The sequence below is a fragment of the Arthrobacter sp. TS-15 genome, from assembly GCF_006964045.1.
GTDB lineage: Bacteria > Actinomycetota > Actinomycetes > Actinomycetales > Micrococcaceae > Arthrobacter.
In genome coordinates, this window is sequence record NZ_SDXQ01000006.1 from 335,815 (window position 1) to 359,290 (window position 23,476).

The 23,476-nt window shown below is 62.6% G+C and carries 25 protein-coding genes; 16 read left to right on the forward strand and 9 right to left on the reverse strand.

Translation table 11 applies throughout. The features are described 5' to 3' along the window. The first annotated feature begins 4 nt into the window (after nt 1-4). Nucleotides 5-202: a hypothetical protein gene (locus EU811_RS24065; RefSeq protein ID WP_238703276.1), complete on the forward strand. Its 198-nt coding sequence runs from the start codon at nt 5-7 to the stop codon at nt 200-202. Between the two features lie 18 nt (nt 203-220). Next, a complete protein-coding gene (locus EU811_RS02820; protein ID WP_142936985.1) occupies nt 221-514 on the forward strand; it encodes a hypothetical protein in 294 nt (97 codons plus the stop codon). 14 nt (nt 515-528) lie between these two features. On the opposite strand, the gene EU811_RS02825 is transcribed toward EU811_RS02820, so the two are convergent. After that, nucleotides 529-1,266 (reverse strand): GAF and ANTAR domain-containing protein, encoded by a 738-nt coding sequence (locus tag EU811_RS02825; protein WP_142936986.1) that lies wholly within the window; start codon nt 1,264-1,266, stop codon nt 529-531. A gap of 135 nt (nt 1,267-1,401) precedes the next feature. On the opposite strand from EU811_RS02825, the gene EU811_RS02830 reads away from it, so the two are divergent. Continuing rightward, complete coding sequence (locus tag EU811_RS02830) at nt 1,402-1,611, forward strand: hypothetical protein (RefSeq protein WP_142936987.1); 210 nt, start codon at nt 1,402-1,404, stop codon at nt 1,609-1,611. Between the two features lie 70 nt (nt 1,612-1,681). On the opposite strand, the gene EU811_RS02835 is transcribed toward EU811_RS02830, so the two are convergent. Further along, the gene (locus EU811_RS02835; protein WP_142936988.1) at nt 1,682-1,903 is read right to left on the reverse strand and encodes a hypothetical protein; all 222 of its coding nucleotides are present in this window, start codon (nt 1,901-1,903) and stop codon (nt 1,682-1,684) included. Nucleotides 1,904-2,151: 248 nt separating this feature from the next. Next, nucleotides 2,152-3,414, reverse strand: a complete 1,263-nt coding sequence (locus EU811_RS02840; RefSeq protein WP_142936989.1) for a helix-turn-helix transcriptional regulator — start codon at nt 3,412-3,414, stop codon at nt 2,152-2,154. A gap of 138 nt (nt 3,415-3,552) precedes the next feature. Here EU811_RS02840 and hxlB point away from each other — a divergent pair, with 138 nt between their 5' ends. Continuing rightward, nucleotides 3,553-4,149: a 6-phospho-3-hexuloisomerase gene (gene hxlB / locus EU811_RS02845; protein ID WP_142936990.1), complete on the forward strand. Its 597-nt coding sequence runs from the start codon at nt 3,553-3,555 to the stop codon at nt 4,147-4,149. Between the two features lie 75 nt (nt 4,150-4,224). Then, entirely contained in the window at nt 4,225-4,848 is a 624-nt protein-coding gene (gene hxlA, locus EU811_RS02850; RefSeq protein WP_142936991.1) for a 3-hexulose-6-phosphate synthase, read from the forward strand. A 128-nt stretch (nt 4,849-4,976) separates the two neighbouring features. Here hxlA and ilvD read toward each other — a convergent pair whose 3' ends face one another. Further along, nucleotides 4,977-6,839 carry a dihydroxy-acid dehydratase gene (gene ilvD / locus EU811_RS02855; RefSeq protein ID WP_142936992.1) on the reverse strand — a complete coding sequence of 621 codons (1,863 nt, stop codon included), beginning with the start codon at nt 6,837-6,839 and terminating at the stop codon, nt 4,977-4,979. A gap of 86 nt (nt 6,840-6,925) precedes the next feature. On the opposite strand from ilvD, the gene EU811_RS02860 reads away from it, so the two are divergent. The 3 genes from EU811_RS02860 to mptB all read left to right on the forward strand — a co-directional run bounded on the left by EU811_RS02860 (nt 6,926) and on the right by mptB (nt 10,515). Further along, nucleotides 6,926-7,786, forward strand: a complete 861-nt coding sequence (locus EU811_RS02860) for a helix-turn-helix transcriptional regulator (RefSeq protein ID WP_142936993.1) — start codon at nt 6,926-6,928, stop codon at nt 7,784-7,786. A gap of 47 nt (nt 7,787-7,833) precedes the next feature. Then, on the forward strand, nt 7,834-8,721 hold the full coding sequence (locus EU811_RS02865; protein WP_142936994.1) for an SGNH/GDSL hydrolase family protein: 888 nt from the start codon (nt 7,834-7,836) through the stop codon (nt 8,719-8,721). A gap of 186 nt (nt 8,722-8,907) precedes the next feature. Then, nucleotides 8,908-10,515 (forward strand): polyprenol phosphomannose-dependent alpha 1,6 mannosyltransferase MptB, encoded by a 1,608-nt coding sequence (mptB, locus tag EU811_RS02870; RefSeq protein WP_142936995.1) that lies wholly within the window; start codon nt 8,908-8,910, stop codon nt 10,513-10,515. On the opposite strand, the gene EU811_RS02875 is transcribed toward mptB, so the two are convergent. The 3 genes from EU811_RS02875 to EU811_RS02885 all read right to left on the reverse strand — a co-directional run bounded on the left by EU811_RS02875 (nt 10,512) and on the right by EU811_RS02885 (nt 14,328). After that, entirely contained in the window at nt 10,512-11,699 is a 1,188-nt protein-coding gene (locus EU811_RS02875; protein ID WP_342211711.1) for a glycosyltransferase 87 family protein, read from the reverse strand. The two genes, mptB and EU811_RS02875, sit on opposite strands and share 4 nt — an antisense overlap. Before the next feature lie 109 nt (nt 11,700-11,808). Further along, nucleotides 11,809-13,113 carry a glycosyltransferase family 87 protein gene (locus EU811_RS02880; RefSeq protein ID WP_142936997.1) on the reverse strand — a complete coding sequence of 435 codons (1,305 nt, stop codon included), beginning with the start codon at nt 13,111-13,113 and terminating at the stop codon, nt 11,809-11,811. A gap of 114 nt (nt 13,114-13,227) precedes the next feature. After that, nucleotides 13,228-14,328, reverse strand: a complete 1,101-nt coding sequence (locus EU811_RS02885) for an EAL domain-containing protein (RefSeq protein WP_142936998.1) — start codon at nt 14,326-14,328, stop codon at nt 13,228-13,230. A gap of 176 nt (nt 14,329-14,504) precedes the next feature. Here EU811_RS02885 and EU811_RS02890 point away from each other — a divergent pair, with 176 nt between their 5' ends. Next, nucleotides 14,505-15,323, forward strand: coding sequence for a CPBP family glutamic-type intramembrane protease (locus tag EU811_RS02890; protein ID WP_142936999.1), 819 nt, complete (start codon nt 14,505-14,507; stop codon nt 15,321-15,323). A gap of 89 nt (nt 15,324-15,412) precedes the next feature. Here the strand turns inward: EU811_RS02890 and EU811_RS02895 are convergent, their stop codons facing one another. Then, the gene (locus EU811_RS02895; RefSeq protein WP_142937000.1) at nt 15,413-16,012 is read right to left on the reverse strand and encodes a MarR family winged helix-turn-helix transcriptional regulator; all 600 of its coding nucleotides are present in this window, start codon (nt 16,010-16,012) and stop codon (nt 15,413-15,415) included. Nucleotides 16,013-16,115: 103 nt separating this feature from the next. Here EU811_RS02895 and idi point away from each other — a divergent pair, with 103 nt between their 5' ends. Genes idi through EU811_RS02925 form a run of 6 tightly spaced genes read left to right on the forward strand, consistent with a single transcriptional unit; the run spans nt 16,116 to nt 21,942 of the window. Beyond that, nucleotides 16,116-16,670 (forward strand): isopentenyl-diphosphate Delta-isomerase, encoded by a 555-nt coding sequence (gene idi / locus EU811_RS02900; protein ID WP_142937001.1) that lies wholly within the window; start codon nt 16,116-16,118, stop codon nt 16,668-16,670. After that, nucleotides 16,667-17,803, forward strand: a complete 1,137-nt coding sequence (locus tag EU811_RS02905; RefSeq protein ID WP_142937002.1) for a polyprenyl synthetase family protein — start codon at nt 16,667-16,669, stop codon at nt 17,801-17,803. Before idi ends, EU811_RS02905 begins: the two co-directional genes overlap by 4 nt. Beyond that, nucleotides 17,800-18,735: a phytoene/squalene synthase family protein gene (locus EU811_RS02910; RefSeq protein ID WP_142937003.1), complete on the forward strand. Its 936-nt coding sequence runs from the start codon at nt 17,800-17,802 to the stop codon at nt 18,733-18,735. Before EU811_RS02905 ends, EU811_RS02910 begins: the two co-directional genes overlap by 4 nt. Next, nucleotides 18,732-20,384 (forward strand): phytoene desaturase family protein, encoded by a 1,653-nt coding sequence (gene crtI / locus EU811_RS02915; RefSeq protein ID WP_142937004.1) that lies wholly within the window; start codon nt 18,732-18,734, stop codon nt 20,382-20,384. The genes EU811_RS02910 and crtI overlap by 4 nt, the downstream gene beginning before the upstream one ends. Then, the gene (locus tag EU811_RS02920) at nt 20,384-20,740 is read left to right on the forward strand and encodes a lycopene cyclase domain-containing protein (protein ID WP_142937005.1); all 357 of its coding nucleotides are present in this window, start codon (nt 20,384-20,386) and stop codon (nt 20,738-20,740) included. Before crtI ends, EU811_RS02920 begins: the two co-directional genes overlap by 1 nt. Beyond that, entirely contained in the window at nt 20,737-21,942 is a 1,206-nt protein-coding gene (locus tag EU811_RS02925; RefSeq protein WP_142937006.1) for a prenyltransferase, read from the forward strand. Before EU811_RS02920 ends, EU811_RS02925 begins: the two co-directional genes overlap by 4 nt. Here EU811_RS02925 and EU811_RS02930 read toward each other — a convergent pair. After that, complete coding sequence (locus EU811_RS02930; RefSeq protein WP_187697067.1) at nt 21,937-22,476, reverse strand: MarR family winged helix-turn-helix transcriptional regulator; 540 nt, start codon at nt 22,474-22,476, stop codon at nt 21,937-21,939. The two genes, EU811_RS02925 and EU811_RS02930, sit on opposite strands and share 6 nt — an antisense overlap. A gap of 124 nt (nt 22,477-22,600) precedes the next feature. Here EU811_RS02930 and EU811_RS02935 point away from each other — a divergent pair, with 124 nt between their 5' ends. Further along, nucleotides 22,601-23,416: a tryptophan-rich sensory protein gene (locus EU811_RS02935; RefSeq protein WP_142937008.1), complete on the forward strand. Its 816-nt coding sequence runs from the start codon at nt 22,601-22,603 to the stop codon at nt 23,414-23,416. The last annotated feature ends 60 nt before the right edge of the window (nt 23,417-23,476 follow it).

Consider the following 23,476-nt stretch of genomic DNA (forward strand, 5'->3'; position numbering starts at 1 on the left):
GTCGGTGAACCGCAACGCGGCCGAAAAGGGCAACGGCGCAGTGCGCGATTCAACGACATGGGCACTGGATATGTGCTCTGACCTGCGGAAACGTGATGCAGAATTCGGACTAAAGTTTCAGCTCCAAAGAAACACGCCAAAATTGCCGACACTTTCCGGCTTTTCACAACACTCATCAGCAGTAGGAAAAGTGAGTAAATGACGCCCCGCAGGAGCAAATATGAAACTATCTCAAAGTCCGGCCTTCGTAACCACCCTGTCATTGACGGAACAGTCGGACATCCACCTTCTGTTCATGGCCGGTTTGGTCTTCGTTGCAGGCCTCGCCGGGTTGGGCACTGTTAGCCTGCTCCTGCTGCTTGCACCTTTTGCCACGCTCTTTCTGGGGCGCACCAGGCCCCGCAGGCTTGCCACAGTTTCCACCGCACCTGCCCGCAAGCCCGACGGCGGTGCGCCGCGACCGCCGTCGTCACTTGGCGGCGGCAAGCAAGGGGCCGCTTGCACTGACCACTAGTCGTCAGAGCGCAACTAGTCGTCAAAGCGCAACTGATTGTCAGTACTGCCACTGAGGTTGGCGATGATTTCCGAGGCAACGGCGTGCAGTTTTTGGTTTCGGTGGCTTGACGCCTTGGTCAGCACGCTGAAGGCTTCGTCCTGGTTGCAACGGTTCTGGGCCATGATGACACCACATGCGAGGTCAATGACTGTTCTGGAGGACATCGCCGTCTTGAGGTCGGCGTTGAGCTGCTCCACCGCTTCGATCCTGATGGCCAGACGCAACGTGCTGCCCACTACATCGGCGAAGGCGGTAGCTTCAGCAATCACAGCATCCGTAAAGATGCCCGCTGTGGGTGCAAAGAAGTTGATGACCGCTTGAGATGTCTCGCCCAAGTCCATGGGAACGCCCAACGCACTGCGGACGCCCTCAGCTGCGAGCGCTCTGCTGTAAAGCGGCCATTTTGTGTCTGTGGCGACGTCAGCCAGAAGCACAGGATGCCCGGCGTCGAGGGCTTCCAAACAGGGTCCCTGCTGAAGTTCCTGTTCGATTTTGTCCAGCTGCACGGCCCTCTCGCTGCTGCCGGCAACTGTGGCGGTGCGCTTGCGCCGGCGCAGCGTCAAAGCGCAGTCGATGTTTTCGCCTGCTACCTTGCTCATCGCATCGCGGGCAAAGCCGGTCACCGCGTTCAAAATCCCGTGGATGTCGGAACTACCGACCACCAGCTCGTGCAGGCTTCTGATGTGTTCAGCATTTGCAGTGGGTTCCATGAGCCTAATCGTAGGAACACTTCGGCTTCCCGTCACCCATTGCCCGGGAATCCAAGCAGAAGGTATGGTTCATAAGTAAGGAACCTGATTAATCTACTCCGAGAGCGACCCGCCGCTTGCAACGGGACACCTGCCATGGAAGATCCACGCAAAACAGCGAGAGAGCTCATACGAAACCGGACCATAGATCTCGAAGACCTATGGATCAGGTACTGGGCCGAGGGAGGGAATGCTCCCGTCCTCGAGCTTGACGCCTACGTCTTTGAGATTCAGGAACGGCACCCCTTCGAGCTGCGGATATTGTCCTGGGCACTCGAAGACCTCGGCATCGACGCGCCACTCTGACCGGAAGCACCGTAACAGTCAGCGGACGACGCCGAGGACCTCCCGCCGTCGTCCGCTGATGCGGTGCGAGTTAGCCGGCTTTACCAGCCAGCGCGACCAGCACGCCGGCGGTGGCGAAATACTTATTGCTCCCGAGGTCCCTGACGGTCTTGATACCCAGTTCAGCGAGAAGTTCGCTGTGCTTGTCGGTAAGTCCGGCGAGCGCCGACGGCGGGGCCGCCAGGATTTCGTCAAGGGTGGAGTTCTCGTAGGCTTTATCGAGTGCTTTGCCCAATTCAACAGAAACAGCCAAGGCATTTCCTTTCATCGATACGGAACAATTGCAAACGTGCTGTAGAACATTAGCCCCTTTAGCTAAGCAACCTGCCAATTGAGGCGATGCACCAATTGACGATCCGGGGCCGCATAACGATCAAGATAGCCCACAATGAGGCGCATTTGACCCCCGCGCCCCAAGGGAAATAAATATTCTCTGCCATCACCGGTCGGCGCATCGCTCAGCGTGTCCGCAGATGCGCCGACGCAAGGAAGTAAGTACAGCTAGCGAAGTCCGGCCGAGTGCGCCAAGGCAATCGCCTCTGCCCTGGAACGCACGTCGAGTTTTCGGAAGAGGTTACGGATGTGAAACTTCACCGTGTTTTCGCTGATATGAAGAGCGCCCGCGATGCTCCGGTTCCGCTGCCCAGCGGTGAGCAACTGCAGAACTTCCAGCTCCCTCGGCGCCAGATCCCAGACGGCAACGTCACCAATGGGCGCTGCCGGCGGGTCCAGCGGCAAGACCACGGAGATATCCGCACCCCACCCCTGCATCACGTCAAGGGACATCCGCCCATCAACGGCCTGCACCCGCTGCTGCAACCGGGTGATGCTGGGCGAGTCCGGAGTGAGGGCTCCAAGGCCGTCGTCGCGCACGTTGATCAGCAGGTTCTCACCGTCGCAGTCCCACTGCGCACGGACGCGCCGGACATCCGGCTGCTCCGCGATGGCCAACACAAGGCCGCGAACGACGGCGCGGGCAGCATGGGCTACTTCGCCAGGCAGAGCACGCCCGTTGGCGGGCGGCTCGATGAACTGAATGTCGATATTGCTGAAGTGCATCAAGGGCCGAAGATCCTCGCGAAGCCGCTCGAACGCAGTCACCACCGGCTCTTCCACAAGATCGCTGGTCCGGTCGCTAACCGTCCGCAGGTCCACCAAAGCCTTGACCGCGAGGTCCGTCACTGAGGTTCGGGCCGCGGCGTCGTCCATGGAGGTCGACCGCAGGGCCGCCAGCAGGGTTTCCAGAGTGGTGGAGTGCTGGTCGATCAGCTCGGCCGTCACACGGATCCGCTCAGCGGATGCCGCCCGCGATTCCAAAAGGTACGACGGCGGCGCGTCGGTTACTTTTTCCTGGATGCGTCGGGCGGTGAGTCGCCAAAGATAGCTGAGCAGACGAAGTGCCTCCTCTTCCTTTTGCGGTCCTTCAACCGGCGAAGGGTCGGTCAGGACCAGGAGCGCCTGACTGGGCCCATAGCCCAAGGCGAGAATTTCCCGTTCCTCACCGGCGATGAGCGCGGAAGTGCGCCATGGGACCTCGCCGGGCATCGCCGACCTCAGCCGGTCCAGTTCGGCGATGGATACGCGGCTGACCACGCCTTCATCACCCGCCTTCTTCTGGGGCCGCCCAGTGCAGTCCTCGGTAAAGATCACCAGGGCACTGCTGGCGAGGAACGGGAGTGTGGCGGTGCGGAGGGCTTCGGCGATGCGGTTCAGCGGCGCGGCTGCCAGATCGCTAATGGAGTGGAGGAGTGCCCAGTTCTGCATCCGGCCAGCATACGTGCCCAGCCCCGGCAGAAACTACCCAAAGGGGTGGGAAGAGCCATCCCAAATCAGCGTTACGCCCACCCGGTTACTGCACCAAGCTGGAAGGGAAGCAGAACCACGGCAAGTAAAGGAGAGAGTGTGGACGCCGTAGTAGACAAGCCCTCCCTGAGCGCTACACCAGCCCAGGTCGCCCTCAACCTGTCCCTGATCCAGGACGAAATAGTGAGCACCACCAATGCAATCGACGCCCACCAGCTGGCGGCCCTGGCGGGCAGGATCCGCAGGGCGGAGCGGATCTTCCTTGCCGGCGCCGGCCGCAGCGGGTTGGTTCTCCGCATGGCGGCCATGCGCCTCATGCACCTGGGCTTGACGGTCCATGTTGCCGGGGACACCACCACACCTGCCATCACCTCCGGCGACCTCCTTGTGGTGGCCTCCGGCTCAGGGACCACCTCAGGCGTGGTCAAGGCAGCCGAAACAGCCATCGCCGCCGGCGCGGACGTGGCTGCTCTGACCACCAACCCGGGATCACCTTTGGCCGGCATGGCCGATGCATTGGTGATCATTCCCGCAGTGCAAAAGACCGATCACGGCTCCGGCCTTTCCCGCCAATACTCCGGCAGCCTGTTTGAGCAATCCCTCTTCCTGGCAACCGAAGCAGTGTTCCAAACCCTGTGGGAGAACACCGAAGAGCCCGCCGAGCAACTCTGGCTGCGCCACGCCAACCTCGAATAGCTCGCGCCAAAACCCGCTTCGCCCCAACACTCACCATCCGTTCCAAACGAAACCCTCCGAAAGAAAGAAGAACCCATGAAACTGCAGGTAGCACTGGACCTCCTCACCGTCGAGGACGCCCTTGACCTGGCCGGCAAGGTGGCCGAGCACGTGGACATCATCGAGCTCGGGACGCCGCTCATCAAGGCTGCCGGTTTGACCGCCGTCACCGCCATCAAGGATGCCCACCCCACCAAGATCGTCTTCGCCGACATGAAGACCATGGACGCCGGCGAGCTCGAAGCGGATATAGCGTTCAAGGCTGGAGCGGACCTCGTTTCGGTCCTGGGCACCGCTGACGACTCCACCATTGCCGGCGCGGTGAAGGCCGCCAAGGCGCACAACAAGGGCATCGTAGTAGACCTGATCGGCGTGGCGGACAAGGTGTCCCGGGCCAAGGAAGTTCGCGCGCTGGGCGCCAAGTTCGTCGAGTTCCATGCAGGCCTGGATGAGCAGGCACAGCCCGGTTACAACCTGCGCACCCTGCTCAACGCGGGCGAGGAAGCACGCGTCCCGTTCTCCGTGGCCGGCGGGGTGAATGCTGGGACCATCGCAGCAGTGCAACTGGCGGGCGCCGACGTCGCCGTCGCCGGCAGTGCCATCTACAGTGCCGCAGATCCCGAGCTGGCCGCGAAGGAACTGAAGGCAGCCATCAACTGATCCAGCCCTCAACTAAAACCGTCGACCTGCCCATCCGGGCAGGTCGACGGTTCTGTTGGCGCCGCACCGTCGTCGTACGTTGGTGAAGTACGACGACGGCAGGCGGCTTTCTGTTGAAAACGAAACCCTTAGAGGTTTTCCACCAGGGAGACGTCGCGGACTGCGCCCTTGTCTGCGGACAGCGCCATGGCGGCGTAGGCGCGCAGTGCGGGAGACACGTGGCGTTCGCGGTCCTTGGGCTTGTAGCCGCCGTTGACCAGGAGCTTTTCGCGGCGTTCGGCGAGGATCTCGTCGGAGACCTGCAACTGGAGGGCGCGCTGGGTGATGTCGATGCTGATGATGTCGCCGTTCTCCACCAGGGCGATGGTGCCGCCGGAGGCAGCTTCCGGGGAGATGTGCCCGATCGACAGGCCGGAGGTGCCGCCGGAGAAGCGGCCGTCCGTGATGAGGGCGCACTTCTTGCCCAGGCCGCGGCCCTTGAGGAACGAGGTTGGGTAGAGCATTTCCTGCATACCGGGTCCACCTCTAGGTCCTTCGTAGCGGATCACCACCACGTCGCCTTCCTTGATGGTCTTGTTCAGGATCTTCTCCACGGCTTCGTCCTGTGACTCGCACACCACTGCGGGGCCTTCGAAGATCCAGATGGACTCGTCCACACCGGCAGTCTTCACCACGGCGCCGTCCGCTGCGACGTTGCCGCGCAGCACAGCCAAACCACCGTCCTTGGAGAACGCGTGCTCCACCGACCGGATGCAGCCATCTTCAGCGTCCGTGTCCAGGGAGGTCCATACGTTTGACTGCGAGAAAGCTGTGGAGGACCGGACACCACCGGGAGCGGCGTGCCACAGCGCTTTGGCTTCTTCCGTTGCCTTGCCGCCGCGGACATCCCAATCATCCAGCCAGCCGTCAAGGTCGTTGGAGTGCACCGAGTGGACGTTCTTGTGCAGGAGGCCACCACGATTCAGCTCACCCAGCAGCGCCGGGATGCCGCCGGCACGGTGCACGTCTTCCATGTAATAGGTCTTGTTGCCGGCAACGTTCGGAGCCACCTTGGCCAGGCAGGGAACCTGACGGGACTTGGCGTCCATTTCGGCCAGGCCGTAGTCCACGCCTGCTTCCTGGGCCGCAGCCAGCAAGTGCAGGATGGTGTTGGTGGAGCCGCCCATGGAGATGTCCAAGGCCATGGCGTTGTCGAAAGCCTCGGCAGTGGCGATTGCGCGCGGCAATACGGAGTCGTCGTCGCCGTCGTAATAGCGCTTCACCAGCTCAACAATCGTGGAACCGGCCTTCTCGTACAGCGCTTTGCGGGCGGTGTGGGTGGCCAGCACGGAACCGTTGCCCGGCAGGGCCAGCCCGATCGCTTCGGCCAGGCAGTTCATGGAGTTGGCGGTGAACATGCCTGAGCAGGAGCCACAGGTGGGGCAGGCGTTCTCTTCGATCAGGTTGATGTCTTCATCGGAGATGGACTCGTCCACGGCGTCGGCAATCGCGTTCACCAGGTCAAGGGAGCGCACGGATCCGTCGGTCAGGGTCACGCGGCCGGCCTCCATGGGCCCCCCGGAAACAAACACCACGGGGATGTTCAGGCGCAGGGCGGCCATGAGCATGCCCGGGGTGATCTTGTCGCAGTTGGAGATGCAGACCAAGGCATCAGCGCAGTGTGCGTTGACCATGTACTCAACGGAGTCGGCAATCAGGTCACGGGACGGCAGCGAGTAGAGCATTCCGGAGTGGCCCATGGCGATGCCGTCGTCCACGGCGATCGTGTTGAACTCGCGCGGCACGGCGCCTGCGGCGAGGATCGCGTCGGAGACGATCCGGCCCACTGGAGCGAGGTGGGTGTGGCCGGGGACAAACTCGGTGAAGGAGTTGGCGACGGCAATGATCGGCTTGCCGATGTCCGTGTTGGCAACGCCGGAGGCACGCAACAGCGCGCGGGCTCCGGCCATGTTGCGGCCGTGGGTGACAGTTCTTGAGCGTAGTGCAGGCATGAATACCATCCTGCTGTCGTTCGTCACAGGGCGGAAGACGGTGCTGCTACTAGTACTGGTAGTACCAGAGTAATAGTGTTGAGCCCGTGAAAGATGAGAGACGCAAAGAACTGGGACTGTTCCTCAGGACGCGCCGGACCCAGGCCCTGCGTTCCGATTACGGGTTGCCCCCGGTGGGCAGGTCCCGGGAACGCGGTCTCCGACGGGAAGAGATCGCCTTCCTCTCCGGGGTCAGCGTCACGTGGTACACCTGGCTGGAGCAGGGCCGGGACATCAGCCCGTCGCGGCAGGTCCTGGAATCCATAGCCCGCGCACTGCACCTCTCGGACACCGGCCTAAGCTACGTGCTGTCCCTGGGTGGCTACTCCTCTGCCCTGCCCAAAGGGCCCGTGGCGGCCGATGCCCCCGCCCATGTGCAACGGCTTCTGGACGCGCTGGACCCCAACCCGTCCTATGCGTTGTCCCCGGACTGGGGCGTGGCCGGGTGGAACCGCGCCTATGAGGCGCTGTACCCGAATATAGGAACGTTCGACGCCGCGGACAGGAACCTGTTGTGGTTGGTGTTCACTGACCCCTATGTCCGGGACCTGCTCCCGGACTGGGACGTCACCAGCAAAAGGTTCCTTGCGGAGTTCCGGGCAGAAACCGGGCAGCGGCTGGGAGACCCGGACGTGGCCTACCAAGTGGAGCGGCTCAAGGAAGCCAGCCCGGAGTTCCAGGAAAGTTGGGACCGCTACGACATCCTGGGCTTTGAGTCCCGCGAACGGCAGTTTCACCATCCCGCCGTCGGAGTGCTGCAGATGGAGCACCACCAGGTCTCGCCTTCGGACAGGCCGGACCTGCACATAGTGGTCTACACCCCGGCGCCGGGGAGCGACGCCGGGGAACAGATGCAGCGGTTGATGGGGATTTTCGATACAGATATCGCCCGGAAGACGCGCTCTTAGGGGCATTAACTGTACTAAAACCCGATGATTCGGCGCACTATGGGGAGATGAACGCCCAATATACGGATGGCTCGGGGCAGGCCGGTTCCGGAAGTTTCCGGACCGGCCAGCACCCGTGGAGCCGTTATGTGGCTTTGGGCGATTCGTTCACGGAAGGTTTGGGGGATCCCGAACCGCGGAGCCCCGGCGGCCTCCGAGGCTGGGCGGACCGGGTTGCCGAGGAATTGAGCACTGGTCATGAGGATTTCGCCTACGCCAACCTGGCCATCAGCGGAAAGCTGCTCCACCAAATACTCGACGAGCAGGTGGGCCCGGCAATCGAGCTGCGCCCTGATCTGATCACCCTCAACGCCGGCGGAAACGACATCCTCTTCCACAGGAGCGATCCGGACAAGCTCGCCCTCGAGCTGGACGCGGGTGTTGAGCGGCTGGCAGCTACCGGCGCAACCATCCTGCTCTTTGCCGGGCCGGACTTTGGCGCTACCCCTGTGCTGGGGCTCGCCCGCGGCAAAGTGGCCATTTTCAACGAGAACATCAGGGTCGTTGCGGCACGGCATGATGCCCTGATCGCCGACCTCTGGGCATTACGCCAACTCACGGACCCCCGCATGTGGAATGCGGACCGGCTACATTTTTCCCCGCTGGGTCAACACACCATTGCCATCATGGTGCTCGATTCACTCAACGTCCCGCATTCCCTGGAACCGCTGACGCCCAAGGCCCTGCCTGAGCGGAACTGGCGTGAGGCGCGCGCGGGCGACATGATCTGGGCGCGGGAGCACCTGTTTCCGTGGGTGGTGCGCCGCTTGACGCAGCGAAAGGCCGACGACGGGCGGCACGCAAAGCGGCCGGAGCCAGGCCCCGTATTCGGAGCAAGCATGCCTCCAGGAGCATATATAGGCCGGGACCCGGGGACCATTCCTCAGCAGTCATGACATCAGGGGAATATTCCGCGGCATAACGGTGCACGGCTATGGAGTCCGTCACCCTTTGCCGCGCCTGTGGTGGTGTTGGCTGGATCGACGCTAAAATTTCACTTGCCGCAAGTACAAGCTCTTCGGCTTCAATCCGCGTTTCATTTCTTGGAAGCGCCATACCGTGAGTGGGGGAACCGACCAGTCATGACGGCAGGCAGTACCCCCAGTCCACATCCAGAGACCTCAGCAGCAGCAAGCCCGTCTACCTCCACTGCTACCAAGTCCCCGAAACCAACAACACCAGCAACAAAGCCCGTTGCGTATCCCGCTATTTTGCAAGGGTTCCTTGGCTCCTTGTTCATGTTTGCCGGTTCTATTGGCATCGGCTGGATCGCCAATGGCTCCCCCATGATCCGCCATCCCATAGTCATTGCCCTGCGCACTGAGGGCTGGGGCGTCACGGTCTCCGCTGTCCTCTTGACCGTGGGTGCCATGTTGCTGGTGCGTTCCTGGCTGCGTTTGGGCCAACGGATGGGCAGCTGGGAGGGGAACTCCCTCAAACCGATTGTCGCTGCGATCGGAGCCTGGTCTCTTCCCCTGCTGTTCGCTGTGCCCGTCTATTCGCGTGACGTTTACGCGTACATAGGCCAAGGCCGGCTGATGATGGAGGGCCAGGACCCTTACGACGTCGGCATCTCGGCTTTGAACAACTGGTTCGCCTTGGGCGCGGACCCGGCGTGGGCGGAAGCCCGTACTCCGTACGGCCCCTACTTCTTGTGGATGGCCCACGCCGTGGTTGCCATCACGGGCGCCCAGCCGGACGTATCAGTCCTGCTGTTCCGGCTACTTGCCGCAGGCGGGGTGCTGTTGTGCGTCATTTATGTGCCCAAGCTCGCGGAGCTCCATGGGATCAACGGTGCACGTGCGCTGTGGATCGCGGTGGCCAACCCGTTGTTCCTCATCAGTTTCGTGGCCAGTGCCCATAACGACGCCATCATGGTGGGCTTCGCTGTAGCGGGGACTTACTTCGCGGCAACCAAGCGGCCACTCCTGGGCATCCTGCTGGTGACACTTTCCATCGGAATCAAACCCGCCACCGTCTTGTTGCTCCCCTTCATCGGGCTCATGTGGGCAGGTGCCGGTGCGTCCTGGCCGCGCAAGTTTGGAATCTGGGCAGCAACGGCCAGCATTAGCTTCGCCATCCTGGTGATCAGCGGCATCCCCTACGGCCTTGGCCTGGGCTGGGCGTGGGCCATCACGGACCCCACCCCCGGCTTTACGGGCTACTCGCCGTCCGGCTTCATAGGCCAGCAGATCGAGTTCCTCGGCAATGCCCTGGGGCTTCCCGGCAATGCCATGGCGGACATTCTGCGAGCCGCCATGAAGTGGGGCGCTGTGGCCTTGGTGCTGGTGCTGATGTTCCGCGGGGACCATTCCAGGGTGGTTCGGAGAATGGCGCTTGCCTTCGCGGCGATCGTGCTGCTCTCCCCCATCATCCAGCCGTGGTACATCCTGTGGTTCGTCCCGTTCCTGGCTGTGACGGGGATCAGGGATGACTGGCAGATGCGGTGCCTCTACGTGGGGGTGACGTTCTTTGTGGTGTTCGGAGCGCAGGATCAGTTGTCGGTATGGTCCTTTGTGGAGGTCTCCGTGGACCTGTCCTCGCTGGCATTCGCCATTGCGCTGCTGTTCGCGTTCTACCTGGTGTTCCTGGACATCCATACCCGCAGGCTGCTGGTTCAAGGCAAGTTATCGCGCTGGGTGGGGCAGACTGACCGTCGCCTGCTCCACCGCCCTCCGACTATCCGCTAGAGCGCTTTCGGGACCACCGGGGCGTCGTCGTGCTTTACTCGCCGCCCGAGTTCCACTGTCCGCTGCACCGACCACCACAGCAGTACCACCAGCAGGACGTTCCGGGTGGTCAGCACCGCAGCCATGACCGGGTGGGCGTGAATGAGCGGGGTGTAGAACAGCGGATAAATCACGAACGTGGTCATGGCAATGGCCATCAGCAAGGCCGCCGGCACCTTCCAACGGTTCCAGTCGTGCGTCAACCCGGCAATGATCACAGGGGCCAGCCAGATGATGAACTGCGGCGAGCCCACCTTGTTGAACACGATGAACGCGGTAGTCATCATCAAGGCGCCCTCGAGGAACAGTTCCTCGCGCTCCGCTCCCCGCCTCAAGGCACGGATGAGAAGGATGGCGGCCGCGATAGCGGCAACTATCAGCAATGGCTGCATCAGGAACGCAGCAACCTCGGCACCGGGCCCGTAAACCTCCGTGGAGTTGATGGCCGTATTGTCCGCCATTTTGGATCCGGCAATGTTGAAGACACTGAGCCACACCCAGGGCGTGGAGAAAGTAGCTTCCAGTTGCATGCCGCGCTCACCCTGGTTGATCAAGAAGTCCAGGATGTGGCTGAAGCCACCGGCGAGGTACGTTCCAAGGCCTACGACGACGGTGACGCCCACCCCGGCAGCGACCATCTGCAGCCGGTTCTTCGAAGCAATGATCATGGGTGCCAGCACCGCTGCCGGCCACACTTTGATCCACGTCGCGATGCTCAGCAGGACGGACGCAACAACGGGCCTTTGGGCTGCGCAGATCAACGCGATCAGCACGATGGGGGCTGTGATGCCCTCAACCCGGGCAAAGCTGAGATACCCCATGAACACGGTGAAGAACAGCCACCACCATGCGGGCGCGATCCCGGTAACACGCCGTGGGCCGCGCGTCAGGTACCAGAGGCCCAGGGCGTTGAGGGCAGTGATCCCCAGGGTCCACATCAACAAGTAGAGATCCGGACCGGCAATGCCTGCCAGGAAGATGGGAATCTGGGCAAGTACGGGGTAGACCCACGGACTGATTTTCCCGCTGAGGTTCTCCGGGTTGTAACCATCCATCGCCCACTGACGGTACTGCTCAGTGTCGCTGAAGGTGTTGCCGTTGAGGAAGAAGGACGCCATCCAGCACAGGAAGTAAAAGTGGACCACGGCGAATCCCCACCACACGCTGGAGGGGCGGGCGAACCACGCCACAACGGCAGGGGGCAGGACCCGGCTGCGGATTTGGACCAGCCGGTCGAAGAACGTCGCTGAAATCTTAGTGCTCCTTGCCTGCAGGTGCCGTGACCACGGATGGCTTACGGCCCAGGGAATACAAGCGACGCGCTGACCAGAAGAAGAGGACCACCAGCAGGACGTTACGGATAGTAAGGACCAGCGCCATCCACGGATTGTTGTGGCTCAACGCATCGTAAAAGAGCGGATAAATGAAGTAGGTGGCAACCGCGATCACTATCAGCATGGTGGCCGGCACACGCCACTCTTTCCAGTTGTGCGCAAGTCCCACAGCCACGGCCGGAGCGAGCCACACCATGAACTGTGGTGAACCCACCTTGTTGAAAACGATGAAGGCGGTCACCAGGGTGAGGGCTCCTGAAAGGAGGAGCTCCGTGCGGTCCACGCCTCCGTTGAGCTTCCCCTGGTGCAGTGCCCAGAAGGTTAGACCGGCGACGGCGGCCGCAGCCAGGAGCAGGAGCGGCTGCATCAACACGGACATGAGCGCCGTGCCGGGTCCGTCAACCTGCATGGAATTGATGTCGGTGTTCATGTACATGCGCGAATCCCCGACGCCGAGGACCGACAACCACAACCATGGAGTGGTGAAGGTCGCTTCGAGCTGCATGCCACGGTCTCCCTGTTGTGTCAGGAAGTTCAGCAACTTGGGCACGGCGCCAACTGCCGCGGCCAGCCCAACCACCACCGCCGTCGTCGCAATTCCTGCCGCCACAACGTGCAGGCGTTTCCTGACCACCGCGAACAGGGCCAGCATGACGGCCGCGGGCCACACCTTCACCCAGGTGGCGACGCTGAGGAGGATCGACGCGACGAAGGGCCGCGTGGCGCCGTAGACCAGTGCCACCAGCACTATGGGGGCAGTCAGCCCGTCAACACGGGCGAATCCCAACCAGCCCATGAGGAAGACGAAGACCAGCCACCACCAGGCAGCCGGAATTGCTTCCTGCCGACGGCCGCGGTCAGTGAGCTTGAGGACCGCCCAACCGTTCAACAGCGTGGTGAGCAGGACCCACAAAAAGAAGAAAGGGCCGGGGCCGGCAACTGCTGCCAGGCCCATGGGAATCAGCGCCAGGATGGGGTACACCCAGGGGCTGGGACCACCGCTCAGGTTGGCATCGTTGAATCCTGCGAGCGCCCAGTCACGGTAGATAAAGGTGTCGCTGAAGGCCTCCCCGCGCAACGACAGCACGGCGGCGAAGACCAGAAACACCAGGTGAATCACCACGAAGCCCCACAGAAGGCCCCGCGGGGAGTTCATGCGTGCCGCCAACCTCGCTGGGATTGTTTTATCGCGAAGATCCGCGAGCATACTGAAAAAACTGTCCATCAACGAAGAACTTCCTGGCTAGGTGGGTCCCTGCCTTAGCAGTCCCCGATTTTTTGGGACCGAAAAACCCCCGCATGCTACTTTACGCGAGTCACCCAAATGCCGGGCAGTTGGCTAGCCTGCGGGCTGTGCTTCGGTCTGCGCACGGATGCTCCACGCGGACCAGTCCAAGGGGTGAACGGAGGGGCGGCCCAAGAGGTACCCCTGCGCTGCCGTCACCTTCAACGCAGTGACTTCATCAAGCTCAGCAGCTGTTTCGATGCCCTCGGCAATGATGTCCGCACCGATTTCGCGCGCGAGCTCCACGATGGCCCTGGCCCGGATTTTTTGTCCGTCGCTGCTTTCAATACCTTCAATCAAGTGTCGATCCAGCTTGATGATGTCCGGGCGCAGCTGTTCAATCCGTTCCATGGAAACCAAAGCGGCTCCGGACGCGCTGATGGCCAGGCGCAAACCCAGGGTGCGCAGTGGGCCCAGCCCGTCGTCGCCGGTTTGTCCTCCAACGGCATCCAAGCTGCCGGTCAGTTCAATAATGATCCTGTCCGGGGCGAGCGTCGCCGCGGCCAGCAGGTTCCGCACACGGGGGTCGCTGGACGTTGCGGGAGTGAGGTTCAGCGCAACGGACATGTTTTCGGGGACATCGTGTGCGGCCGTCAGGGCGCAATGCAGTGCCGCAATTTCGAGTTCTGTGCCCAAGCCGGCTGCCGCTGCCTCGTTGAACCACACATCTGCACCGGCGCCATCTTCACCGACGAACCTGGTGAGCGCCTCCACACCCACCACTTCGCCGCCGGGCAGCGCGTGAACAGGCTGGAAGGCTGTCAACAGGAGCTTGTCCGCGAGGATGGATTGGATACCTTCGCGGACTTCATGACTGACGGGGACCGATACGGTCCGGGCTATGTCCGAGGACTCCAAGTGCAGGCTGGCTGCTTCACGCTGGACCGGTACCTTGGCCGTTGAGCCCTGCGTCTTGCGGGTCCCCAGCAAGTGCTCCAGCAGAACGCGCTCCGGGTCTTCGGGGCGTGCATCAAGCAGCGCGCGAAGATTGTTCCTGACGCCTTCGCTCCGCGCATCGCTGTCGGCAAGGATGGATTCGATGATGTCCAGCACTTGTTCGCGCATGGTCATGTCTTCTCCGGCCGGTGATGCCGCAGCGTCACCCTTTGTGGAGTCGCCGCTTTCCGGTCGTGAAGAGCCCGCGTCTTGAGCCATAAATTATTCCTTTGTGTGTCCCCCACTGGGCAAAGCCAGCCATGACGGAGCCACCACGAAAAACGTGTGGGCCCTGTCACGAATCTTACAGACGAATCGCTGCACCTGAGACACCGGGATGACTCCTGACGAGGGAAAACGTGTTGCAGGACGGGAAGCCCTGACATGCTGGAGGGGTGACACGCATGTCAACGGAGTTACCCCGGACCGCAATGACGTGGAAGCTGCTGCCTGCGGCACTGCTTTCCATGTCCGGCGTGCCCCTCTTTGCGTGGGGAAACGGGATGCTCGGCTACGGCCTGCTGGTGGCGAGCGTGGCGACGGCAGCGTTCATCGACCACCAACTGATGCGGCACCTCGCCTTGATCGCAGCAGGCATGACCATCTTCAGCCTGGTGCCCCTCAACGCTGACCTCAGCACGGAGCACATGGCCCTCATGGGCGGCGCCTTGGCCTTGGCTGTGCTGCTGCCGTGGCTCGTGTCGCGGTTCCTCTACCGGGAAGACATCATCAGATTCCCGGTGAACACGGGCCGCAAGTGGCCGCTGGCCGCGAAGCTGTACCTCATAGGCGTGGTTGCACTCGGGTACTTCATCCTGCCGGTGTACCTGATCAGGACGGGCGTCTACCAAAACTGGCCGGATGCTTCCGATCCGGAGATCTTCTGGAGGCTCTTCCTTGGCGTTAACGCCGTGGGAATCTGGGACGAACTGTTCTTCATCTGCACCACGTTCACCCTGCTGCGCCAACATTTTCCGGACTGGCTGGCCAACCTCCTGCAAGCAGCGGTGTTCTCGTCATTCCTGTGGGAGATCGGCTACCAGTCGTGGGGTCCGCTGTTGACGTTTCCCTTCGCCCTGCTCCAGGGCTACACGTTCAAGCTCACCAAATCCTTCACCTACGTGGTGTCCGTGCACTTGCTCTTCGACTTGGTGCTGTTCCTCGCGCTGGTTCATGCGCACAACAGGGACTGGCTGCCGATCTTCCTGTACTGAGATTCCTGAACTGGGATTCCTGAACCGAGATTTGATTCCTGAACCGAGATTCCTGAACCGGGCGTCCGGCACTGGTGCCGGGTTCCGTCCTAAACCCCGGGCTGCGCCCCAGAACCAGCCCACGCTTCACCGGAAACCTCGATCTCTTGCGCCATGTCATCCAAGAAGCGCGCAACCGTCTTCCGTTCGGAGGGGGTGAGGCGCGCTGCGGCCAGGAACCGCTTGGCTTGCTGCCGGCCGACGGTCTTCATGGCGGCCGCGTGCGTTTCGGGAGTAATGGCGATGGCGAGCGCGCGGCGGTCGGAGGGGTGGGCGTGTCGTGTGACGTGCCCGGCGCGTTCCAGCCGGTCGAGCAGCTTGGTGGTTGACGCCGTCGAGATGTGCAATCTGGACGCGATGGCGCCGGGTGTGGCAATAACACCGTGATTGGCGCAGACAATCAGATAGTGCAGTGCGCGCATGTCCGATTGGTTGAGTTTCATGTATCTGAGCGAGGCGTCGGAGAGGCGTTCTTCGGCCTCGCGCAGCCGTCCCAGCGCTGCCATGAGCTCGCTGATCTGCTCAACGTCCTCGCCGGAAAGGCCGGAGCGATCCACCAGTTCCTGATGTGGGTCATTGGCGTCCAGATGATAAATGCCGGCAGATACCGGGGTCCCGGCTTCTTCGGGTATATCTTCAGATCTGGACATGTTTGGTATGTTACACCCAACTTCCTACATGGTAGCCTTTCTTCTAGCTTGTCTAGCAATATTCGGGTTTAGGCAGAAACGAAGGTGCGGAGGAAGGCGCAACATGAACGCGACAGAGATGGTAGTCCTCCTTGACGACGAAGGAACGCCCATTGGGCAGACTCCCAAAGCAGGAGTCCACACACTCAACACCCCCCTTCACCTGGCATTCTCCTGCTACCTGCTCAACGAGGTCGGGGAAGTTCTCCTCACCCGCCGTTCACCCGAGAAAAAGACGTGGCCCGGGGTGTGGACCAACAGCTTCTGCGGCCACCCCGGCCCCGGCGAGGAATTCGAGGATGCCATCCTCAGGCGGGCACAGTTCGAACTCGGAGTAGACGTCACCAGGATTGACCTGGTCCTCCCGCACTTCCGTTACAGGGCCGTAGACCCCCTGGGGATCGTCGAGAATGAAGTTTGCCCCGTATACACAGCCCGCATCGCCGGGGTGTTGAAGCCAAATCCCGCCGAAGTTGCGGACTGGGCCTGGATCTCGCCTGCGCTGCTCGCCGACGCGCTTGAACACACGCCGGCCGCGTTCAGCCCCTGGCTTGGACTTCAATTCCCTCAGCTCCTCGAGGCCGACGCCTTGCCACTCCAAGCTGGAGCCCAAGCATGACCGTCACCTCAAACACCGTCCGTGGCCGGACCGATCTCTGCACCGCGATCGAGAACGAGCTCAGCGGGCTGATCGGCAAGAGGGCCAGCGCAGCAACAGCCTACGGACCGGACTTCGCCAGACTCTGGGCGCTCGCCGGCCAGAACGTCCTCGGCGGCAAGTTCGTTCGGCCGCTCCTGCTCATGGAGACCTACGACGCCCTACAGCAGGAACACCGCCGTTCCGCACAACCACGCCACCGCGAAACCGCCATCAGCATCGCCGCCGCCATCGAACTCCTGCACTACGCCTTCCTCCTGCATGATGACGTGATCGACGGCGACCTCGTCCGCCGCGGACACCCCAACCTGATCGGATCCCTCCTCGCCGAAGCCGGCGAAACCGCCCGCGCCCAAACCGCCGGCGCCCAAACCACCGGCGAAGATAGCGCCCGATCCGGCAACGGCCTTCATTGGGCCCAGACCGGCGGCATCCTGATGGGCGACATGCTCCTTGCCGCCACACACCAGTCCTTTGCCCGCGCAGACCTCCCCCACGAGCTCCGCCTGCGGCTGCTGGACCTCCTGGAACACACCATCAACGAGACCGTAGCGGGCGAACAATTGGACGTGGGCCTGGGCGACGGCATTATTGCCCCGGACCTCCAGACCATCCTGGTGATGTGCGGCTACAAGACAGCGACCTACACGTTCGAACTTCCGCTACGAGCCGCCGCTACGCTGGCCGGCGCCGACTTCGGGATCGAAAATGCGCTGGCAACAGCCGGCAGGCATCTTGGCCTCGCCTTCCAACTCCAGGACGACCTCCTGTCCACTTTCGGGGATCCTCGCCGGCACGGTAAGGATCCCTTTTCGGACCTCCGCGAAGGCAAGGAGACGGCCATCATCGCCCACGCACGGACCACCATCGCGTGGACGGATATCCAACCCTTCTTCGGCAGGCCCGAACTCAGCGTCGGAGACGGCGAGCATGTCCGCCGGCATCTCACCGACTGCGGGGCCGAGGCATTTGTCCAAAGCCTCATCGAGGAACAAATGCAAGCTTTCAACCATCAACTGACCAGCACCATCCCGGAAAGTGTCCGCAACGTGATGCTCGATCTCGCGGGACAGCTGGAGGGACGGCAATCATGAGCGTCGCGACGGATACCTCATTCACGCATTTCACCCGCACGGCCGAACGTGCCGCCAACCAGGTCATCTCCGCTTACTCCACCTCGTTTGGCCTGGCGTGCAGGCTCCTGGGTTCCCGGCACCGCCAGCACGTCCGCAACATCTACGCCCTGGTGCGGGTGGCCGACGAACTCGTTGACGGAGTGACGGCCGAAGCCGGCCTGAGCTACCAGGAGCAGTGCGACGCCCTGACCCACTTCATTGACGAGACACACAGGGCCGTCCAGCTCGGCTACAGCAGCGACCTCATCATCCACGCGTTCGCCCAGACAGCCCGCACCGCAAGGATTGATGACTCGCTCATCGATCCGTTCTTTGACTCCATGCGCATGGACCTTGGCGAGCACACTGAAGGCTCGCCCGTTGTAGCCCCACAGCAGGCCCCACAGCAGGCCCCGCTGCGCTTCGACGCCGACGCCCACGACGGCTACGTTCACGGTTCCGCCGAGGTTGTTGGGCTGATGTGCCTGCGCGTCTTCATGCGGGATGAGAACATCGACGACGGCGACGCCGCGGCTTTGGAGTACGGCGCCAGCAGATTGGGTGCTGCCTTCCAGAACATCAACTTCCTGAGGGACCTGGCCGACGACACAACCCGCCTGGGCCGAAGCTACCTTGGCACCTCGGACCACCTTGAGGACCGCGAGCGCATGGACTGGGTCCGTACCATCCGTGCGCAGCTGGCCGATGCCAACGCCGTCATTCCCCTGCTGCCGCGTGACGCCAGGGCCGCCGTCCGGAGCGCCTCAGCACTGTTCCAGGCACTGACGGACAGAATTGAGCAAACCACTGTGGACGAGCTCTACCGATCCCGGGTCCGGGTACCGGACACGGTAAAAGCCGGGCTCGCCGCCCGTGCCGTCGCCTCAACGTGGATGGAGCTTCAGCGATGACCCGGACAGTGGTGATCGGTGGTGGCATCGCTGGGCTTGCCACCGCCGCACTCCTCGCCCACGAAGGACACGAGGTCCAGCTCCTCGAACAACGCCACCAAGTGGGTGGCCGCGCCGGAAGCCTCGAACGCGACGGCTTCCGCTGGGACACCGGCCCCTCCTGGTACTTGATGCCGGGCGTCTTCGATCACTTCTTTGAGCTGCTCGGCACCAGCACCGCCGAACAGTTGGATCTGCGCACGCTCAGTCCCGCGTACCGGATCTTCAGCGAGCCAAACCACGACGGCGTGCGGCCGGACCCGCTGACCATCCCCCTTGGCAGCGACCAGGTTCTGGACACTTTCGAAAGCGTTGAGCCCGGCAGCGCCAAGGAACTCCGTTCCTACCTCGCTTCGGCGCAACACACCACAAAGATGGCTGAACGGTTCTTCCTCTACAACCCGTTCACCAAACTGCAGGCACTGCTTCAACCGGACGTTGTGCGGAGCCTGCCCAAGCTCGCCCAGCTACTGCTGACGCCCTTGGACAAATACGTCTCGCAGCGCTTCCAGCACCCCGTCCTTCGCCAGGTCCTCGGTTACCCGGCGGTCTTCCTGGGCACCAGCCCGTCCGCTGCTCCGGCGATGTACCACCTCATGAGTGCCTTGGACCTGGGCGACGGCGTGCAATACCCAATGGGCGGTTTTTGGGCGCTGGTTGAACGCTTGGAAACCCTGGCCATCGACGCGGGAGTCAGGATCCACACGGGGGCCGAAGCCCTCAAGATCACCACCCGCGAGGCGGCCCACCCCAAGAAGATCGGGCGCTTTGACGGCCTGGAACTTCCTGCATGGTTTACCGGCAAAGACAGCCGGGAAGTCACCGGCGTCAAGTGGCGCGACAGTTCCGGCGCGGAGCACTACAGCGTTGCCGACCAAGTAGTATCCGGCGCCGACCTCCACCACACCGAGACACAACTACTCGGAGTCCAGGACCGGAGCTACAACAAGAAGTACTGGCAGAGCCGGACCAGTGGGCCCGGCGCAGTCCTGGTGATGTTGGGCGTGAAAGGTTCCCTGCCGGATCTTCCCCACCACTCCCTGTTCTTCACCCGGGATTGGGAGGCCAACTTCGCCTCAATCTTCGGGGACGACCCCAGCATCCCGGATCCCGCCTCCATCTACGTGTGCAAACCCAGCGCCACCGACCCCGGCGTCGCACCCAAGGACCACGAGAATCTTTTTGTTCTGGTTCCCATCCCCGCCGACCCCTCGCTGGGAGCAGGCGGACCCGACGGCGCAGGCGACGAACTCATCGAACGGACCGCCGACGCCGCCATCGACCAGATCGCCCAGTGGGCCAACATCCCGGATCTCCGCGAACGAGTGGTGGTCCGGCACACCATCGGACCGGCCGACTTCGCCCGGGACTACAACTCGTGGCGCGGCGGCATGCTGGGACCGGCACACACCCTGAAGCAAAGCGCCATGTTCCGGGCCCAGAATGCTTCCAAGCGTGTTCGCGGCCTGTACTACGCCGGGGCTACTACCGCTCCAGGCGTGGGCGTGCCCATGTGCCTCATCAGTGCCGAGCTGGTCCTGAAGCGAATCCGCGGCGATCACAGCACCGGCCCTACCACTGTGAGGCCTGTAGCTAGCAGGATTGGCTGATGGGTTTTCTCTACTTGGCGTCGTTACTCATGGGCATCACCTGCATGCTTCTGCTCGACCACCGCTTCCGCCTGTTCTTCTGGCGGGACGCAAAAGCGGCGGCGATCGTGACCGCCGTCGGGGTCTTGTTCCTGCTCGGCTGGGACGTGGCCGGCATCGGCCTGGGGATCTTTCTGCGCGGCGAAGGCACCATCGCCACCGGGCTGCTCCTGGCACCAGAACTGCCAATAGAGGAACCCGTATTCCTGCTTTTCCTGGTGCTGTGCACCATGGTTTTGTACACAGGCGCACGGCAGCTTCTTGACCGGACTCCGGCCAAACGCAGTGAAAGAGCACGGGAGCGTGAGAACGTATGACCTACCTGTGGCTCGCGCTCGCTTTCATCGCCGCGGCAGTCGCCGCGGGTGTGATCTTTGCTCGTCAGGGCGCCCGTCCTGGTGAAAGCGGCAAACACTGGAAAGCCGTTGGCCTCGCGTTCGCTGCGCTCGCCGTCCTCACGGCGGTGTTCGACTCCGTCATGATCGGCATGGAACTCTTCCACTACGACTCCGCACACATCCTTGGCCTCAAAGTAGGCCTGGCACCCATCGAGGACTTCGCCTACCCCTTGGCCGGCGCCGTGGCATTGCCTGGTCTGTGGATGTGGCTGACGCGCAAGCGTTCCGGAGAATCCAACCGTGGGGGTAACCTCAAAGGCCTTATCCCACAGGCGTTACTCGCATCACGGCCGGTCAGCTGGATCAACACGGCCTACCCGTTTGCCGCGGCCATGCTCCTCACCACGCGGGAAATCGACTGGGTGTTGATCGTGGGCACCTTCTACTTCCTGATCCCCTACAACCTGGCCATGTACGGGATCAACGACGTCTTCGACTACGAGTCGGACCTCAAAAACCCGCGCAAAGGCGGCATGGAAGGCGCGCTCCTCCAGCCGAGGCTCCATCGCCCCATGCTGTGGCTCGCAGCCATCACCAACGTTCCCTTCCTGCTGGTGTTGGCATTCGCCGGCGGGCCTGCGGCATGGATCAGCCTGGCCGTCAGCGCCTTCGCCGTGGTGGCCTACTCCGTCGCAGGACTCCGCTTCAAGGAACGCCCTGTCTTGGACTCGCTGACGTCCAGTACGCACTTCGTGAGTCCCGCCGTCGTCGGACTGGCCTTGGCGGGGGTGGACGTGACGCCCGGCCTGGTGATCCTTCTGGTGGCGTTCTTCCTGTGGGGCATGGCGGCCCATGCGTTCGGCGCCGTCCAGGACATCGAACCCGACCGTCAGGCCGGGATCGGCTCCATAGCAACAGTCATCGGTGCCCGCCGGACGGTGAGGCTCGCCGTCGTGCTCTGGCTGGTTGCCGGACTGGCCATGCTGGCCACTCCGTGGCCCGGACCGCTCGCGGCGATCATCGCCGTCCCCTACATCATCAATTGCGCACGCTATTGGAACGTCACGGACACGACGGCGGCACGCACCAATGTGGCATGGCGGCGGTTCATCTGGCTCAACTACGGTTCAGGATTCCTGGTGACGCTCATTTTCATCCTGCAGTGGAGCCTCACGTCATGACTGGGCGGGCCCCTCAGGATGCGCACCGTCTTCAGTCTCGTCATCAATCGTGTCGAGTGCTTCGCGCATGTGCTGCAGGAAGCGCACCACCACCCGGGAATCTTCGGGGGTCAAAGCGCACGCCGCATCCAGCATCCTCCGATGCATCCCGCCCAAGGTGTGCCGTACTTCCTGGTCCGAGCCAGGCGTTGCCTTCAGGATCAGTGCCCGGCGATCGGTGGGGTGGGGTTCCCGCCGAATATGGCCGGACTCCACCAAACGGTCGATCAGGGTTGTCATGGACGCCGACGTTATGCCGAGCTTGTCGCCCAGATCCTTCGGCTTCATCACCTTGCCGTCGGCCTCGGCTTCGAACAGATAACGCAGCGCCAGGAGGTCCTTTTCGCCCATGCCCATGGACGAACGCGTCCTGCGCCGCATCGCTTGCTCGGAAGCACGGTAATCCCGCAGGGCGTTCAGCACGTCGATGGCTATGGCCTTTTGACCAGGGTCCTTGCCGTACCAATAGCCCTTTGCGTGACTTTGAGCGTCCATCCCGTGTTCCTTCGATAAGCGTAAAGCTCGTTTCACTAGCAATTTGATAGTAAGTCACGTACCCCCTGAATGCATGACCCCGCACATCCCACCCCCGTATAGCACCAGGAAAGAGGCACTGCACATGGCAACCCAAAGCCCGGATCTTCGGCGGCAGATCGCAGTCACTGTGAGCTTGGTGATCTGCATTGTTGGTTCCATGATCGGCGTCGGAGTCTTTGGCGGGACACCGATCGCGCAGGCCGCCGGCGGCGCCCTGGCCGCCGACTCAACCCTGCTGGCGCCAGCCACGCCTGCCTTCTCCATATGGTCCGTGGTGTACACCGGGCTTGTTGCTTACACGGTGTGGCAGTGGTTGCCCTCGCAGCGGTCCTCGGAACGGCAGCGCTCCCTTGGCTGGATCGTTGCGGCGTCCATGATTCTCAATGCGGCGTGGATCCTGTCCGTGCAGGCGGGTCTTCTTTTGGTCAGTGTTGTGGTGATCCTGGCCCTGCTGGCGACGCTCGTGGTGGCATTCCTCCGCTACAGCCAGACCCGCGCTGGCTCCTGGGTTGAAGCTGTGGTGGTGGACGGGACCCTTGGCCTCTATCTGGGCTGGGTCAGTGTGGCCACATGCGCCAACATCGCGGCGGCTCTGAAGGCATCTGGTTTTCAGGGCTTTGGGTTGCGTCCCGAAATTTGGTCCGTGGCTGTGCTGGTGGTGGTAGCCGTGGTTGGAATCGCTTTGGCAATCAAGGGTCACGGCCGTCTCGCTTTGGCGGCTGCAATCGCGTGGGGCCTCTTGTGGATCACCGTGGGCCGCAGCGCCGACGCACCCGAGTCAATCCCGACGGCGGTGGCCGCGGCTGTTGCTGCTGCTCTAGTTCTCGGGGCAGCCGTCACGGTGCGGGCCAGGAGCGTGATGGCTGGGGCTGGAGTTGGAGTTGCGAGCGACCGCTGAGGGGCGAGATCTCAACTCTTTGCCGACCGGGCACTTGTTTTCCTCCAGGGCACTGTTTTC